This window comes from Bradyrhizobium guangxiense, assembly GCF_004114915.1.
Lineage (GTDB): Bacteria > Pseudomonadota > Alphaproteobacteria > Rhizobiales > Xanthobacteraceae > Bradyrhizobium > Bradyrhizobium guangxiense.
In genome coordinates this window covers 3,383,884-3,400,265 of record NZ_CP022219.1, presented here as the reverse complement: position 1 = coordinate 3,400,265, position 16,382 = coordinate 3,383,884, and the positions used below count along the sequence as shown (strand labels likewise).

At 64.0% G+C, this 16,382-nt stretch carries 13 protein-coding genes and 1 pseudogene; 5 read left to right on the top strand and 9 right to left on the bottom strand.

What is annotated here, in order from left to right; all coding sequences use genetic code 11:
* The first annotated feature begins 15 nt into the window (after positions 1–15).
* Positions 16–582 (top strand): SRPBCC family protein, encoded by a 567-nt coding sequence (locus X268_RS16095; RefSeq protein WP_128925852.1) that lies wholly within the window; start codon positions 16–18, stop codon positions 580–582.
* A 2-nt stretch (positions 583–584) separates the two neighbouring features.
* Complete coding sequence (locus tag X268_RS16090) at positions 585–1,550, top strand: YVTN family beta-propeller repeat protein (RefSeq protein ID WP_128925851.1); 966 nt, start codon at positions 585–587, stop codon at positions 1,548–1,550.
* A gap of 72 nt (positions 1,551–1,622) precedes the next feature.
* Here X268_RS16090 and X268_RS16085 read toward each other — a convergent pair whose 3' ends face one another.
* The 5 genes from X268_RS16085 to X268_RS16065 form a co-directional block, all read right to left on the bottom strand.
* On the bottom strand, positions 1,623–2,264 hold the full coding sequence (locus tag X268_RS16085; RefSeq protein WP_128929287.1) for an HAD family hydrolase: 642 nt from the start codon (positions 2,262–2,264) through the stop codon (positions 1,623–1,625).
* Between the two features lie 60 nt (positions 2,265–2,324).
* Complete coding sequence (locus tag X268_RS16080) at positions 2,325–3,275, bottom strand: DUF6602 domain-containing protein (protein WP_128925850.1); 951 nt, start codon at positions 3,273–3,275, stop codon at positions 2,325–2,327.
* A gap of 23 nt (positions 3,276–3,298) precedes the next feature.
* Positions 3,299–6,277: an excinuclease ABC subunit UvrA gene (uvrA, locus tag X268_RS16075; RefSeq protein WP_128925849.1), complete on the bottom strand. Its 2,979-nt coding sequence runs from the start codon at positions 6,275–6,277 to the stop codon at positions 3,299–3,301.
* Between the two features lie 277 nt (positions 6,278–6,554).
* The gene (locus tag X268_RS16070; protein ID WP_128925848.1) at positions 6,555–7,244 is read right to left on the bottom strand and encodes an outer membrane protein; all 690 of its coding nucleotides are present in this window, start codon (positions 7,242–7,244) and stop codon (positions 6,555–6,557) included.
* Positions 7,245–7,472: 228 nt separating this feature from the next.
* On the bottom strand, positions 7,473–8,222 hold the full coding sequence (locus X268_RS16065) for an outer membrane protein (RefSeq protein ID WP_128925847.1): 750 nt from the start codon (positions 8,220–8,222) through the stop codon (positions 7,473–7,475).
* A gap of 446 nt (positions 8,223–8,668) precedes the next feature.
* Between X268_RS16065 and X268_RS16060 the strand changes: the two genes are divergently transcribed.
* Complete coding sequence (locus tag X268_RS16060) at positions 8,669–9,166, top strand: single-stranded DNA-binding protein (protein WP_128925846.1); 498 nt, start codon at positions 8,669–8,671, stop codon at positions 9,164–9,166.
* A gap of 356 nt (positions 9,167–9,522) precedes the next feature.
* Positions 9,523–12,255, top strand: coding sequence for a DNA gyrase subunit A (gene gyrA / locus X268_RS16055; RefSeq protein WP_128925845.1), 2,733 nt, complete (start codon positions 9,523–9,525; stop codon positions 12,253–12,255).
* 43 nt (positions 12,256–12,298) lie between these two features.
* On the opposite strand, the gene X268_RS40710 is transcribed toward gyrA, so the two are convergent.
* The 4 genes and pseudogenes from X268_RS40710 to X268_RS16040 form a co-directional block, all read right to left on the bottom strand.
* Positions 12,299–12,898, bottom strand: a complete 600-nt coding sequence (locus tag X268_RS40710; protein ID WP_347341914.1) for a phosphotransferase family protein — start codon at positions 12,896–12,898, stop codon at positions 12,299–12,301.
* Between the two features lie 116 nt (positions 12,899–13,014).
* Positions 13,015–13,239 (bottom strand): annotated as a pseudogene (locus X268_RS41075) (aminoglycoside phosphotransferase family protein); the annotation flags it as partial.
* A 40-nt stretch (positions 13,240–13,279) separates the two neighbouring features.
* Positions 13,280–15,133: a potassium transporter Kup gene (locus tag X268_RS16045; protein ID WP_128929286.1), complete on the bottom strand. Its 1,854-nt coding sequence runs from the start codon at positions 15,131–15,133 to the stop codon at positions 13,280–13,282.
* A 211-nt stretch (positions 15,134–15,344) separates the two neighbouring features.
* Positions 15,345–15,602, bottom strand: a complete 258-nt coding sequence (locus X268_RS16040) for a hypothetical protein (RefSeq protein WP_128925844.1) — start codon at positions 15,600–15,602, stop codon at positions 15,345–15,347.
* A 259-nt stretch (positions 15,603–15,861) separates the two neighbouring features.
* Between X268_RS16040 and coaD the strand changes: the two genes are divergently transcribed.
* Positions 15,862–16,359 carry a pantetheine-phosphate adenylyltransferase gene (gene coaD / locus X268_RS16035; protein ID WP_128925843.1) on the top strand — a complete coding sequence of 166 codons (498 nt, stop codon included), beginning with the start codon at positions 15,862–15,864 and terminating at the stop codon, positions 16,357–16,359.
* The last annotated feature ends 23 nt before the right edge of the window (positions 16,360–16,382 follow it).

Sequence of the window (16,382 nt, the reverse complement as noted above, 5' to 3'; positions counted from 1 at the left end):
TAAGAGGAAGCGAGAATGAGGGTGACGATTGGGCGGCGCACGGCCGTGGCTGCGGCGCTGGCTGTCATTGGGGCGGCAGGCTTGACGGCGACCTTTGGCCCGGCCTGGGCCCACGGGCCGACGCGGCAGAAGGTGCGGGAATCCATCGAGATCAATGCGCCCCCGGCCGAGGTGTGGGCCGCGATCTCCAATTTCCAGGACATGAGCTGGCTTCCTCCCGTCAACAAGACCACGGGCGAGAAGGGCAACGAGGTCGGCGCGACGCGGACGCTGACTCTGCAGGGCGGGGCGACTGTCGAGGAGGAGCTCTACAAATACGAGCCCGATATGCTGAGCTATTCGTACCGGATCACCAAGGTTGACGTGAAGGTGCTGCCGGTGACCAATTATTCCTCGACGTTGACGGTGTCGCCGGCGCCCGACGGCAAGTCGAAGCTGGAATGGGCCGGCGCGTTCTACCGCGGCTTTCCCAACAACGATCCGCCGCCGGAGCTGAACGACGAAGCCGCCAAGACCGCGGTGAGCGGGCTCTACAAGACCGGCCTCGAGGCGCTGAAGAAGAAGATCGAGAGCGGTAGCTGATCGTGCGGGCCTTGGTCCTGGCGGCGCTCGCCGCCAGCCTTTGCTGTGCTGCTCCTGGCCCAGACTTCGGCAGCGCGTTTGCCGAAGAAGCCTTCGTCACCAATCAGCTCAGCGACGATCTGATGGTCGTCGATCTCGGCAAATTTCGCAGCGTCACGACCATCCCGATCGGCGGAAAGCCGGCGGGCGTCGCCGTCAGCGCCGACGGACGCTTTGCCTATGTCACGAGCCCCGACGCCAAGGCGGTGACAGTGGTAGACGCCGCAATGCGGCAGGTGGTGGGACGGATCGAGGTCGGCGGCGGGCCGCTCGGCATCGCGGTCTCGCCCGATAGCAAGACCGTCTATGTCGCCGACTTGTATGCGGCGGCGGTGCGGGTGATCGATGCAGCCTCGCGCAGCGTCACCGGGAGCATCGCGGTCGGCGCCTCGCCGTCGGGTTTGGCGGTGACACCTGACGGCAAGCTGCTGCTCTCGGCCGACCGCGACGACGATAGCGTCTCGGTGGTCGACACCGCGACGCGCCGGCGCAAGGCGGTCATCAAGGTCGGCACGCGTCCCTTCGGCGTCACCATCGATGCCGAGGGCAGGCGCGCCTACACTGCCAATGTCGGCTCCGACGACGTCTCCGTCATCGACATTGCGGAAGGGCGCGAGATCGGCCGCGTGCCGGTCGGCATGCGGCCTTATGCGGTGGCGCTGACGCCAGGGCGCGGCTTCGTCACCGACCAATATGGCGGCACCGTCAGCGTGTTCGACCTTTCGAGCCTGAAACCGGTCAAGCGCATCAATGTCGGCGACTACCCCGAGGGCATCAACGCGACCGCCGACGGCAAGCGCGTCATCGTCGCGTGCTGGGAGAGCAACACGCTCAGCATCATCGATGCGGTCGAGCTGAAGGTGATCGGCGAGATCAAGACCGGCGACGGCCCGCGGGCATTCGGGGCGTTCTTGCGCAGGACGGAGTAGGGGATTGCGTAGGGCGCAGCGTAACCCACCTCTTTGGCTTCCGCGGCGCCAGAGGTGGTGGGTTGCGCTGCGCTAACCCACCCTACGAATTCGGCACACGACATCCGTAATCTCATCCATCCGCTCGAACATATGATCCGGCTCCAGCGCCCGCAGCGCCAGTGGGGCCGCATATCCCCAGCACACCGCGCCGCAGGCAATGCCGACTGAGCGCGCCGCTTCGATGTCGCGCACCTCGTCGCCGATCGCGATGACCTTGCCCGGCTCGACGCCGGCGCGGCCGATGATGCGGCGGAATTTCGCGGGCTTGCCGAACAGCGACGCCGAGCAATCGAAATACGCGAACAGCGCCGCGGCATCCCCGAGCTTCTTGCGCGCATTGGCTTCGCTGTCGGACGTCACCAGCGCCAGCTGCACACCGTTCTCAGCGAGCGTCTGCAGCATCACCTCGACGCCCGCAAACAGCGAGATCTCGCTGGCTGCCTCACCCTTCAGCCGCCGCGCATGCCGCGCGATCGCCGGCAACTTCCACAACGGTACTTCGAGCCGGGTGAGGATCTCGCGCGTCGAGGCATGCCGCAGTCCCTCGATGTCCTCATCGGCGACGCGGCGAAAGCCGAAGCGGTCGGCAATGTCGTTGATGGTGCGCAGGAACCAGGGGAAGCTGTCAGCCAACGTGCCGTCGAGATCGAAGATGGCAAGGGAGTAGGGCATGGAAGCTTCGCAAAAACTAGAACAATCTAAGGGACCATCCATTGAGGCTGGCGGCGGCTCCTACGGAAGGTCTCGATTCCATTTGCTCCAAGGTTCGTCAGTTGCTCCTTCCTCTTTGAGACGAGTGCGCACGCCGTCCGATAGGATCTCTTCCGAGCAATAAAGTGGACGACCAATTCCGCCATAAAATCCCAAGTGTGACAAATGATCTGCCCAAGGACGAATCGCTGGGTCCTCGAAAGCAATTCGATGTGTGAGTTCGTAAATGAGGCCTGCCAGAATTGACCCAGAAAAATCCAACTCGGGATGTTTCCTAGTCTCGTCTAGAGCAGCATACATGGCTGCAACAACGCCATCTCTCTCTAACTCTGAGAGCTCTTCCAAGTCTTGCTGGCTTAGACTCTTGCCGACCAGAACATGCTTGCTCAATGACAAGATCGCTGTATCTGCAACGCACACAACGTCCAACAATTCGCGAGGGTGTTCGGAGCATTCGGCAGCATACTTTTCAACCGCGTCGTATAAACGATGCCAGCTTTTCTCGATCTTCCCAAAGGACTGTGAATGCGCCAACAGTCCGAAAATCGGACCGCGATTTAGCTCTTCGTAGGGAGTACCCGAACGGGGTGGCGCTTTCCGCTTGATTGCCGCTGCTGTCGTAAAGGCTCGTTTAATGTCTGCGATGCGGAGGGTCAATTTGCATTCAAATGCCGCTACAACGCCGCCAGCAAAAACGTACTTTTCATTCCCTAAACCTCGTGGATATGAGGGGGCGAGAACTAGGACATCAACCTGCGGACTTGACGAACCATCAGCAAATAGAATCCTTCCTTTGGTGACGATTTGATAGTTCGCGGGCAGCCAATCTTTTAGGATCTCTGCCCAATCTTCTTCGACCTGATCTCCAGCCGTTCCCGGATCTTCCTTACTTCGTGCGCGTATGCGGAGATAAGCGCTGTTGAGCGACTCCTTCACGGAACTCATTAGTTTGAAGAAGTCGTGGTTCTTCACGCCTTGACCTAGTGTTGTGGAAGCTACTCCGCGGCCTCGCTCGCCGCACGCCTCCGCTTCGGCTTCCGCGCTTTCTCGAGCACCGGCTCCAGGAACTTGCCCGTGTAGCTGCGCGGCGCCTTGGCGATGTCCTCCGGCGGGCCCCAGGCGACGATCTCGCCGCCGCCGTCGCCGCCTTCGGGGCCGAGGTCGATGACCCAGTCGGCGGTCTTGATGACTTCGAGATTGTGCTCGATGACGACCACCGTGTTGCCTTGCGCGACCAGCTCGTGCAGCACCTCCAGCAGCTTCTTGACGTCGTGGAAGTGCAGGCCGGTGGTGGGCTCGTCCAGGATGTAGAGCGTGCGGCCGGTGGCGCGCTTGGACAGCTCTTTTGCCAGTTTGACGCGCTGGGCTTCGCCGCCTGAGAGCGTCGTCGCCTGCTGGCCGACGTGGATGTAATCGAGGCCGACGCGGTGCAGGGTCTGGAAGGTCTCGCGCACGCGCGGCACCGCCTTGAAGAACTCGGCGGCTTCCTCGACGGTCATGTCGAGCACGTCGGCGATGCTCTTGCCCTTGAACAGCACCTCCAGCGTCTCGCGGTTGTAGCGTTTGCCCTTGCAGACGTCGCAGGTGACGTAGACGTCGGGCAGGAAGTGCATCTCGATCTTGATGACGCCGTCGCCCTGGCAGGCCTCGCAGCGGCCGCCCTTGACGTTGAATGAGAAGCGGCCGGGCTCGTAGCCGCGCGCCTTGGCCTCCGGCAGGCCGGCGAACCATTCGCGGATCGGCGTGAAGGCGCCGGTATAGGTGGCAGGATTCGAGCGCGGGGTACGGCCGATCGGCGATTGGTCGATATCGATGATCTTGTCGATGTGCTCGAGGCCCTCGATGCGATCGTGCGGGGCTGCGCCTTCGCTGGCATTGTTCAGCTTGCGGGCAATGGCGCGGTAGAGCGTGTCGATCAGCAGCGTCGACTTGCCGCCGCCGGAGACGCCGGTGACGCAGGTGAACAGGCCGAGCGGAATTTCGGCGGTGACGTTCTTGAGGTTATTGCCGCGCGCGTTCACCACCTTGATGGTGCGGCGATGGTTCGGCGGACGCCGCTCCGGCACCTCGACCTCGAGCTCGCCGGTCAGATACTTGCCGGTGAGCGATTTCGGGTTGCGCATGATCTCGGCGGGGGTGCCTTCGGCGACGATGTGGCCGCCATGCATGCCGGCGCCGGGGCCGATGTCGAGCACGTAGTCGGCGAGGCGAATGGCGTCCTCGTCATGCTCGACCACGACCACGGTATTGCCGAGGTCGCGCAGCCGCTTCAGCGTGTCGAGCAGGCGGGCGTTGTCGCGCTGGTGCAGGCCGATCGAAGGCTCGTCGAGCACGTAGAGCACGCCCGTCAGGCCGGAGCCGATCTGGGAGGCCAGGCGGATGCGCTGGCTCTCGCCGCCGGACAGCGTGCCGGAGGAGCGGGATAGCGTGAGATAGTTGAGGCCGACGTCGAGCAGGAAGGTGAGGCGCTCGCGGATCTCCTTCAGGATGCGTCCGGCGATCTCGTTCTGTTGCGCGTTGAGCGCATCGGGCACGGTCTCGAACCATTCGCCGGCCTTCTTGACCGACAGCTCCGAGATCTCGCCGATGTGCTTGGCCCCGATCTTGACGCAGAGCGCCTCGGGCTTGAGCCGGAAGCCCTTGCAGCCCTCGCAGGGCACGTCGTGGAAGTACTTCGCGAGCTCCTCGCGCGCCCACTCGCTTTCGGTCTCGCGATAGCGGCGGTTAATGTTGGTGATGACGCCCTCGAACGGCTTCTTGGTGTCGTAGGAGCGCACCCCGTCCTCGTAGGAGAACTTGATCTCGTCCTCGCCGGAGCCATGAAGGATCGCGTCTTTCGTCTTCTTCGGCAGATCCTTCCACTTGGTGGTCAGCGTGAACTTGTAGTGCTTGCCGAGCGCTGTCAGCGTCTGCACGTAGTAGGGCGAGGACGATTTGGCCCAGGGCGCAATCGCGCCCTTGCCGATGGCGAGCTCCTTGTCGGGGATGACGAGGTCTTCGTCGACATGCTGCTCGACGCCGAGGCCGCCGCAGGCAGGACAGGCGCCATAGGGATTGTTGAAGGAGAACAGGCGCGGTTCGACCTCAGGAATCGTGAAGCCGGAGACCGGGCAGGCGAACTTTTCCGAGAACAGGATGCGCTCGGGGCCGCTCTTGTCGTGGATCTTGGCGGTCTTCTTTTTCTCCTCGGCAGGTGCTGCCGCCGACGCGTCGGCGAACTCGACGACGGCGAGGCCCTCGGCGAGCTTCAGCGCGGTCTCAAAACTCTCGGCGAGGCGCTGGCCGATGTCGGCGCGCACCACGATGCGGTCGACGACGACGTCGATGTCGTGCGGGAATTTCTTGTCCAGGCTAGGGGCTTCCGCAAGCTCGTAGAAGGTGCCGTCGATCTTGACGCGCTGAAAGCCCTTCTTGAGCCATTCGGCGAGCTCCTTGCGGTACTCGCCCTTGCGGCCGCGCACCACGGGCGCAAGCAGATAAAGACGGGTGCCCTCGGGCAGTGCCAGCACGCGGTCGACCATCTGCGAGACGGTCTGACTCTCGATCGGCAGGCCCGTGGCGGGCGAATAGGGCACGCCGACGCGGGCCCAGAGCAGGCGCATGTAATCGTAGATCTCGGTGACGGTGCCGACGGTCGAGCGCGGGTTCTTCGAGGTCGTCTTCTGCTCGATCGAGATCGCCGGCGACAGGCCGTCAATCTGGTCGACATCCGGCTTCTGCATCATCTCCAGGAACTGACGCGCATAGGCCGAGAGCGACTCAACGTAGCGGCGCTGGCCCTCGGCGTAGATCGTGTCGAAGGCGAGCGAGGATTTGCCGGAGCCTGACAGGCCGGTGAACACCACCAGCTTGTCGCGGGGAATCTCGACGTCGATGTTCTTGAGGTTGTGCTCGCGCGCGCCACGGATCGTAATTGCGCGCAGGCTCGAGCCCGCGTTCTGTTGTTGGCGCTTCGCCTTGATCACTTCATCCATCCGAGTTGCCCTCAAGGAAGCCCATGGGTGCGCGACCGCGCCTGGAAAAAGAGGCGCGCTGCGCCCGGAACCGGGGTCGGCGCCGATGGGTATGGCAGCGAACGTAGGAAGAACGGAAGCGGATTTCCAGAGGGAGTTGCGAATCGTCAACCGAATGTTGGCGCGCTGGCGGCACATGGCAGCAGGAGGACGCGGAGCTGCTCTGGAGCGTGCCGAAAAAACAGAAAGGCCGGCGCGAGGCCGGCCTTTCGTAACGCGGATAGCGTTGGACTAGAGCTTAGTACTTGGCGACGATCGGGCCACCGAAGTGATAGTTCACGCCGACCTGCACGGTGTGGAGGTTGAGCGTGCCGGTGGGAACGGCACCGAAGTAGGTCTCGCCGCCGAGGCTGCGATAGAGATACTCGCCCTTGACCGACCAGTTCGGCGCGAAGAACGCCTCGACGCCCGCACCGACAGTCCAGCCGGAGTGGAACTTGCTGTCGGAGACCGAGAGGCCACCCAGCGTGGCGGTGATCTTGTTGTCGATCCAGGCGTAACCACCGGTGCCGTAGAACAGCACGTTGTTGACGGCCCAGCCGATGCGGCCGCGCACGGTGCCCATCGCGTCGGTCTTGGAACTCACCGAAGCGGGGATGCCACCGATGCCGGGGACGAAAACCGTACCAGCGGCCGAAGCGCTGACGTCAGCCCAGGCGCCATCGGCCTCGACGCCGAACACGACGTTGCCGGTCTGCCAGTTGTAGCCGGCGGTGCCGCCGACGAAGCCACCCTTCATCTTCGGGTCGCCGGAAGCGTCTTCCCAAGCGCCGCCACCGACGATACCGAGATAGAAACCGGTCCAGTTGTAGACGGCCGCAACCGGAGCGACGGGCGCCTTGGTGTAGGGGCGAGCCGCGAGATCAGCAGCCGAAGCGGGGGCTGCCAGAGCAAACAAACAGGCCGAAGCCAACAAAACCTTCTTCATTTTCAACTTAATCCCAGTCCCAGTTTCTGTTGTTGCCTTCCGTGACCGGAAGGGAGCGGACTCATCGGCCCAACTGGTGCCGTGCTTACACCACCAAAGCTGCAAGTTGTGTCTCTCAAAAGCCACACGGTCGCCTAAAACGTGAGCGTGACTCACCCATCCGGCGAGCCACCAACGACAAAGGCCGGCGCGGGGCCGGCCTTCAGTCTCGATGATATCAGACGGATATCAGTATCGCGTGGCGCCCGGCAGGCCCCAGTTGAAGTGATAGTTTATGCCCGCCTTGACGGTGTGGACGGTGTCTTTCCACTCTGAGCGGTTGGTCGGGACGGCGCTGTACTGAATCGTGCTCTTGCCGAAGTCGATATAGTTGTACTCGACCTTGGCGGACCAGTTCGGCGCGAACATGTATTCCGCGCCGGCGCCGACGGTCCAACCCCAACGCCAGTCGTTCCGGACGAAGACGTTTCCGGGGACGCCGTCATAGCGATGCTGGATGTCGCCGACCGCGGCACCGCCGCTGACGAACAAGAGCGCCGGACCGGTCGAATAGCCGAGGCGGCCCTTGATGTCGCCGAAGCCGCGAATCTTCGTGAAGTAGGTGTCGCCAACGCCGGCATTGATCTCGGCCGAACGGCCGCTGATGTCAGCCCAGTGATAATCGCCTTCGAGGCCGAACACGACCGGACCCGACTGCCAGTTGTAGCCGAACACGCCGCCGACGAAGCCGCCGGTGATGTCATAGTTCTGGGATCCAGCGAAGATCGCCGTATTCGGAGCGCCGAAGAAGGTCTCGTTGCTGCGACCCCAGCCGCCGCCGCCCTGCACACCGACGTAGAAGCCGGTCCAGGTGTAGATCGGAGCGGGGGGCGCGACCGGCGCCTTGGTATAGGGACGGGCTGCGAGATCGGCAGCACCGGCCGGAGCCGAGATGGTCAGCGCAGCTGCGCCAGCGAGGCCGAACAGAATTTTCTTCATTGCAATCTCCCCAGTCGTATCCGCCTATCGAGTTCCCCGAGGCGGACTATTCAGGCGCAAGGCCCATTTGCATCAAATCGAGGCAACGATAGCCCGGCGCGGTGGCCGAGTCCGTGCCCGATGCGCAACAGTCCGGGCCAATCCGACCGCTCTTAACTTAATGAATGTTAAGTGGTTTTTGTGGTTCACGGGAACCCGGTTTGGTTCCATTCCCACGGCCATCGCGACGCAATTTTAAGCCATTCCCGTCTCCGCATTTTGTGCTGAAGCTCGTGGGAACAAATCTGGAACAGATCCGACGTCGATGCTATATGTGGGGATAACCTTTGGCGGTGGCGGGCTGAGCGGTCCCGGCAAGCGTATAGGTCGCCTCAGCAGGGGGCAGAGGAGCGCGGGCAGCGCGCTCGGCCTTTCAGATTCAGTGGCATTCGGAGTGGAGAGCGGCGATGGCGGGAAGCGTCAACAAGGTCATTCTGGTTGGAAATCTGGGCAAGGATCCTGAAATCCGCCGCACCCAGGACGGGCGGCCGATTGCGAATTTGAGCATCGCCACCTCGGAGACCTGGCGCGACAAGAATACCGGCGAGCGCAAGGAGAAGACCGAGTGGCATCGCGTCGTGATCTTCAATGAGGGGCTCTGCAAGGTCGCCGAGCAGTATTTGAAGAAGGGCGCAAAGGTTTACATCGAGGGCGCGCTCCAGACCCGCAAATGGACCGACCAGAGCGGCGTCGAGAAGTATTCGACCGAGGTCGTACTCCAGGGCTTCAACTCGACCCTGACGATGCTCGACGGCCGCGGCGGCGGCGGAGGCGGTGGCAGCTTCGGCGACGAGCCGGGTGGCGATTTCGGCTCCTCAGGTCCCATCAGCAGCGCGCCGCGCCGCCCCGTGGCCGCCGGCGGCGGTGGCCGCAACAGCGACATGGACGACGACATCCCGTTCTGAGCGGGTGGAGCACAACGCGGGAGCGGCGGCAGGTTTGGCCAGAGCTCTCATTTTGTGTCAGCAGATCTTACTAATCGACGGGGCGGGCTCGGGATTCCGGGCCCGCTTCACGTTTGGGATGAGGTCGGCTTAGGCCGGGCCGGTTGGCCGGCCGGGGTGGGTTTGCGGCGCGGTCGCTGGACGCGTAATTGACGTTCCGCAGGGGCTGTTTCCCGGGCCGTTCCAGGCACCGGCTCCGAGGCCGTAAGTAGTTGGAAAAATAAGCGGAAAAAGCGCTTTACGGCGGGCTGCAAGGGGGGTTATCCGACCTCCGATGCGCTATATGATTCCCAGACAAAAACTCACCGGATTCCCCCTTGGCTGACGACGACAACAAGCCCGGCGACCAGCCGGCGCAACCCTCGGACATTCGCCCCGTCTCCATCTACGAGGAGATGAAGAAGTCCTATCTCGACTACGCCATGAGCGTGATCGTGTCGCGTGCGCTGCCCGATGCGCGCGACGGGTTGAAGCCGGTGCACCGCCGCATCCTGTTCGCGATGAACAATCGCGGCGACACCCCGGACAAGAAGCACAAGAAGTCCGCCGGTGCCGTCGGTGAGGTCATGGGTAAGTACCACCCCCATGGCGACCAGGCGATCTACGACGCCTTGGTGCGCATGGCGCAGGACTTCTCGATGCGCGCGCCCCTGATCGACGGACAGGGCAATTTCGGCTCGGTCGACGGCGATCCGGCGGCGGCGATGCGCTACACCGAGTCCCGCCTCACCAAGATCGCGCTGAAGCTGCTCGAGGACATCGACGACGACACGGTCGATTTCCAGGACAATTACGACGGCTCCGAGCGGGAGCCCGTGGTTCTGCCGGCGCGGTTCCCGAACCTGCTGGTGAACGGCGCCGGCGGCATCGCCGTCGGCATGGCCACCAACATCCCGCCGCACAATCTCGGCGAGGTGATCGACGCCTGCGTGGCGCTGATCGACAATCCATCGCTGACGATCGACGAGCTCAACAGCATCATCCCGGGCCCGGATTTCCCGACCGGCGGCATCATCCTCGGACGCCAGGGCATCCGCAGCGCCTATCATCTCGGCCGCGGCTCCATTGTCATGCGCGGCAAGGTCACGTTCGAGACGATCCGCAAGGAGCGCGAGGCGATCGTCATCACCGAGATCCCGTATCAGGTGAACAAGGCGACGATGGTCGAGCGCATCGCCGAGCTCTACAAGGAAAAGAAGATCGAGGGCATCTCCGATCTGCGCGACGAATCCGACCGCGACGGCTACCGCGTCGTCGTCGAGCTCAAGCGCGACGCCGTGCCCGACGTGGTGCTGAACCAGCTCTACAAGTTCACGCCGCTGCAGACCTCTTTCGGCGTCAACGCCGTCGCGCTCGATAGCGGCCGTCCGCAGACGATGAACCTGAAGGACATGCTGACGATCTTCGTCGGCTTCCGCGAGCAGGTCGTCACCCGTCGGACCAAATACAAGCTGCGCAAGGCGCGCGAGCGCGCGCATGAGCAGGTCGGCCTCGCCATCGCGGTCGCCAATATCGACGAGATCATCCGCGTGATCCGGCATTCGCCGACGCCGGCCGCCGCGCGCGAAACCCTGATGACGCGTGACTGGCCCGCGCGCGACGTCGAGGACATCATCACGCTGATCGACGATCCCCGCCACCGCATCAACGAGGACGGCACCATCCGCCTGTCGCTGGAGCAGGCGAGGGCGATCCTGGAACTGCGCCTCGCACGCCTCACCGCACTCGGCCGCGACGAGATCGGCGAAGAGCTCGCAAAGCTCGCCGGCGAGATCGGGGAGTATCTCGCGATCCTGCGCTCGCGCGCCCGCATCCTCGACATCATCAAGACCGAGCTTGCCGAGGTGAAGGCGGAGTTCGCGACGCCCCGCCGCACCGTGATCATGGAGCAGGAGGGTGAGGTCGAGGACGAGGACCTGATCCAGCGCGAGGACATGGTCGTCACCGTCTCGCACGCCGGCTACGTCAAGCGCGTGCCGCTGTCGGCCTACCGGGCGCAGCGCCGCGGCGGCAAGGGCCGCTCCGGCATGCAAACCCGCGACGAGGATTTCGTCAGCCGTTTGTTCGTGGCTTCGACGCACACGCCGGTGCTGTTCTTCTCCTCGCGCGGCCAGGTCTACAAGGAGAAGGTCTGGCGTCTGCCGATGGCTGCGCCGAACGCGCGCGGCAAGGCGCTGATCAACATCCTGCCGCTGGAGCAGGGTGAGCGCATCACCACCATCATGCCGCTGCCGGAGGACGAATCCACCTGGGGCGAGCTCGACGTGATGTTCGCCACCACCGGCGGCAACGTCCGCCGCAACAAGCTGTCCGACTTCGTCGATGTCCGCCGCTCCGGCATCATCGCCATGAAGCTCGACGACGGCGAGTCGATCGTCGACGTGCAAATCTGCACCGAGCGCGACGACGTGCTGCTGACCGCGGCCGGCGGCCAATGCATCCGCTTCCCGGTGCCCGATGTGCGCGTGTTCACCGGGCGCACCTCGATGGGCGTGCGCGGCATCGCGCTCGGCGAAGGCGACAAGGTGATTTCGCTGGCGATCCTGCGCCATGTCGAGACGACCTCGGACGAGCGCTCGGCGTACCTGAAGATGCGGCGCGCGGTGGCTGGCGAATCCGCCGCGGAAGAGACGCCAGGGGATGCCGAGGCCGAGGAGACCTCCGGCAGCTTCCAGCTCGCGCAGGAGCGCTATGTCGAGATGTCGGCGGCCGAGCAGGTCGTGCTGACGGTCTCCGTCAACGGCTATGGCAAGCGGACCTCGTCCTACGAGTACCGCACCACCGGCCGCGGCGGCAAAGGCATCGTCGCGATGAGCGTCAACAACCGCAACGGCAACCTGGTGGCGTCCTTCCCGGTGGAAGAGGCCGATCAGATCATGCTGGTCACCGACAAGGGCCAGCTGATCCGCTGCCCGGTCGAAGGCATCCGCATCGCCGGCCGCTCGACGCAGGGCGTGATCGTGTTCGACACCGCCGAGGACGAGCATGTCGTCTCGGTCGAGCACATCACCGAAGAGGCGGAGAGCGGCAACGGAGCGAACGGGGAATAGCGGGTCCTCCCGGTAACCCGGATTGCGCTTCGCTCCCTCCGGGCTACGATGTGGCCTGCGAAAGCTCCGCCGTGAGATCGGCAAGCGCCTCGTGCTTGCCGATCTGTGCCATCCAGCACCATAGCTCCAGCGTGCAATACATGCGGTAGAGACCGAGCGTCTCCTGCCAGTGGGGACGTTCGATCTTGCCATAGCCCGCGAGCAGTCCTTCTCGCTTCGGCGCATCCTTCGGCGTGAAGTAGTAAAGCGCCTTCGCGATATCCATCAGCGGATCGCCGGACGTCGCATTCTCGAAATCGACGATGCCCGACAGGCGCGGTTCGCCCTGCGAGGTCACCAAGATATTTCCGGCGTGGAAGTCGTAATGGCACAGGCGAGGGACATCCACTGCGTCCAACAGATGCTGGCGCGCCAAAACGCTGTCCCGGAGCCGCGCGGCAAGCGCGGGATCGCCGCCCCGCGCGCAAAACTCCTTCAGCTTCCTCTCGAGCTGCGCGGACATGTAGGCCTGATTGCTCGGATATGCCGTCCACACCCCGTTGGGGCCGATATAACCAAAACTGTCGAGGGTAATGTCGTTGATCTCACGGAGCGCCGCGCCCATCGCGGCATAGATTGCAAACAGCTCGGTCTCCGACAGCATTGCTCGCGTCGGCCAAGCATGACGCCGTCCAACTTGGTCATGAGCACATAGTTCAGCTCGATCACCGATCGCGTGTCGTCGGCGAGCAGGATCGTCGGGATGGCTTCGCCGAGATCCCGCAAGAGCCCTAGCACATGGACTTCCTTGGCCATCTTCCACTGCAGCGATTCCGGATAGACCTTGAGGATGCAGGCTGGCGCATCCGCCAGCGTGATCTCCAGGACGGTCCCGATCTCGCCGCCATGCAGTTCGGTGATGCCGAGGACCAACGCGTGCGGAGTGATGCGGCGGACGATCGCCTCGGCCTGATCGCGCGAGATCGCCAACCTGGGTTTCAACATGAGAGACATCTCGTCGCCTGCTGCGGTCAGCCCCCTAGCGCTAGATCTCCAGCTCCGTGCCGAACTCCACCACCTGCTTGGTCGGCACGCCGAAGAACGCCGCCGAACGCTCTGCGTTGCGCTGCAGGAAGGCGAACACGCCTTCGCGCCAGACCCACATGCCCGGAACGTCCTCGCGCGGGATGATGGTCTCGCGGCCGACGTAATAGGTGATCTCGGCGAGATCGATGCCGGGCAGCTGGCCCTGGCGGCAGGTGAGCTTCAGGCCTTCGTAGATCGTCGGATTCTGCATGAAGCCGTAATGCAGGACCACGCGGGTGATGCCGGGAATGATTTCATGCACCTCGGCACGTTCCTCGTCCGGGATGTGCGGGGATTCCTCGATTAGCACGGTGACGATCAGCACGCGCTCATGCAGCACGCGGTTGTGCCTGACGAACTGGGTCAGCGCGAGCGGCACGCCGCGCGGTGCGGCGGCCAGGAATACGGCGGTTCCGGGCAGCCTCGCATGGCATTTGTTGACAGCGGTCTCGATCAGGTCCTCCTCGGGCTGGCGCAGCCGGGCGCGTGCCGCTTCGACCAGCTTCACGCCGGCACGCCAGGTCAGCATCAGGAAGGCGACAAGGCCGGCGAGCAGCAGCGGAAACCAGCCGCCCTCGAACAGCTTGATCGAATTGGCCGAGAAGAAGATCAGGTCGATCGCAAAGAAGCCGCCGTTCACGACGGCCACGAGCCAGGGCGAATAGCCCCATTGGATCGCAACGAGAGCGGCCAGCAACGTGGTGATGGCCATCAGCAGCGAGACTGCGATGCCATACGCACCGGCAAGCGCGTCGGACGTGCCGAAGCTCAGCACCGCCCCGAGCGTTGCGGCGGCGAGCAGCCAGTTCACCAGCGGCACGTAGATCTGGCCGATCGCATCGCTGGTGGTGTGGCGGATCTGCATGCGCGGCAGGAAGCCGAGCTGGATCGATTGCTGGGTCAGCGAGAACACGCCGGAGATGATCGCCTGCGAGGCGATCACGGTCGCGACCGTCGAGAAGGCGACGAGGACATAGTGCAGGGCGTCGGGGCAAAGCTGGAAGAACGGGTTCTCGATCGTCGTGGGATCGGTGATCAGCAGCGCGGCCTGGCCGAAATAGTTCAGCACCAGGGCGGGCAGGCAGATGGCGAACCAGGCCAGCCGGATCGGCAGGCGGCCGAAAAGGCCCATGTCCGCATACATGGCCTCGCCGCCGGTCACCGCAAGGAAGGCCGCGCCGAGAATACCGAACGAGATGTGGAAATCGTGGTGGATCAGGAAGTCGAAGGCGTAGAGCGGGCTCAGCGCCGCCAGCACCGCCGGCGCCTTGACGATGCCGTGGATGCCGAGCGCGGCGAGCACGACGAACCAGGCCAGCATCACCGGTCCGAAGATGCGGCCGATGAAGCCGGTGCCCTGCTTCTGCATCATGAACAGGCCGATCAGGATGGCGACGGTCAGCGGCACCACAGCGGGCGCCAGCGAAGGCGCATCGACCTTGAGGCCCTCGATGGCGCTGAGCACGGAGATGGCCGGCGTGATCGCGCCATCGCCATAGAGCAGGGCGGCGCCAATGAGGCCGACCACGAGCAAATGGGCGCGCCAGGTGCCGGGCTGGGCGTGGCGGGCGTGCAGCAGCGCCAGCAGCGCGACGATGCCGCCTTCGCCGCGATTGTCGGCGCGCAGGATCAACAGCGCATATTTCAGCGAGATGATCAGCAGCAACGCCCAGAGGATCAGCGAGGCAACCCCCAGGACAGCCTCGTGGCTTAGAGTGCCGCCATGCGCAGCCGCCTTGGCAGCTTCCTTCAGGGCGTAGAGGGGGCTGGTGCCGATATCGCCATAGACCACCCCGAGGGCGCCCATGGTCATGGTCAGCGGCAGGGGATCGGGACGGTGGCCGGAAGCGGTTGCTTGTGTCGTAGACAACGGTGCCCCCAATGGGATCGCGCCCGACGGGCCATTCCGACGGGCGCGAGCATCACACAGTCTGCGACGAGACGTCGCAAATATCCATGGGATTTAGCCTGGGGTTTAGCTTGGGATTCAGCTCGGGGAGCTGACGCGAAACTGACAGACCCGACTACGGGTTGCGGTTGGCAGTCACGAGGCGCGCCTCGCGGATGGTCGCCTTGGTGCCGGCACGCCGCAGGCAAGATGCTTCGAAGTTCGGCCAGGCCTGCGCGGAGCAGTCCTTGCCGATGGTGCGGATATCGAGCCGGTCGCTCTTGGCCAGCGGCTGCGGGACGCTGGCCTCGACCGTCGGGGCAAAACCGGGCAGCAGGGTGAGGGCGGCAGCAACGCATGCGGAGATGGCAATCGCCGAGATAGTCTTGATCATTGACAGTCCCCTGTGATGCGGCCGCCTGCATCCTTGATGCGGCCCGTCATTCGTTGACCGGATTGGTAACCATGGCCAGTTTCCGGACGTCTTCGCCGCACCGGGAAATGGTTTCGTGTCCCCGCCTCTTTGTTTCGTGGGCGCCCTCAGGACGAAACAAACCGGCTCTCGCCGACTGGGCCGGCGGGATATTTCGCCGGAAACGGCCACGGAACCTGCCCGGCTTGCCGGGCCGGGCCGGGCGCGGTAGGAGGGAGCCATGCCGCGCATTGCCTTTTATCCCGGTTCCTTCGACCCCATCACCAACGGCCATCTGGACGTGGTCCGGCATAGCGCGTCGCTGTGCGACAGGCTCGTGGTCGCGATCGGGGTCCACCCCGGCAAGAAGCCGCTGTTCTCGACCGAGGAGCGGCTCAAGATGCTCCATGACGTTTGCGGGCCGGTGGCGGCCAAGGCCGGCTGCGTGCTCGAAGCCGTGACCTTTGACGATCTGTCGGTGACGGCGGCGCGCAAGCACGGGGCGACGATCATGATTCGGGGCCTCCGCGACGGCACCGATCTCGACTACGAGATGCAGCTCGCCGGCATGAACGAGGCGATGGCGCCCGAAGTGCACACCGTCTTCCTGCCGGCCTCTCCCATGGTTCGCCCGATCACCGCCACTTTGGTGCGCCAGATCGCCGGCATGGGCGGGGACGTCTCGGCCTTTGTCCCGCCGCTTGTAGCCAGCCAGCTCAAGGCAAAATTCGCCGGATAACGGCGCTTCCTTCTCTTCTCTGA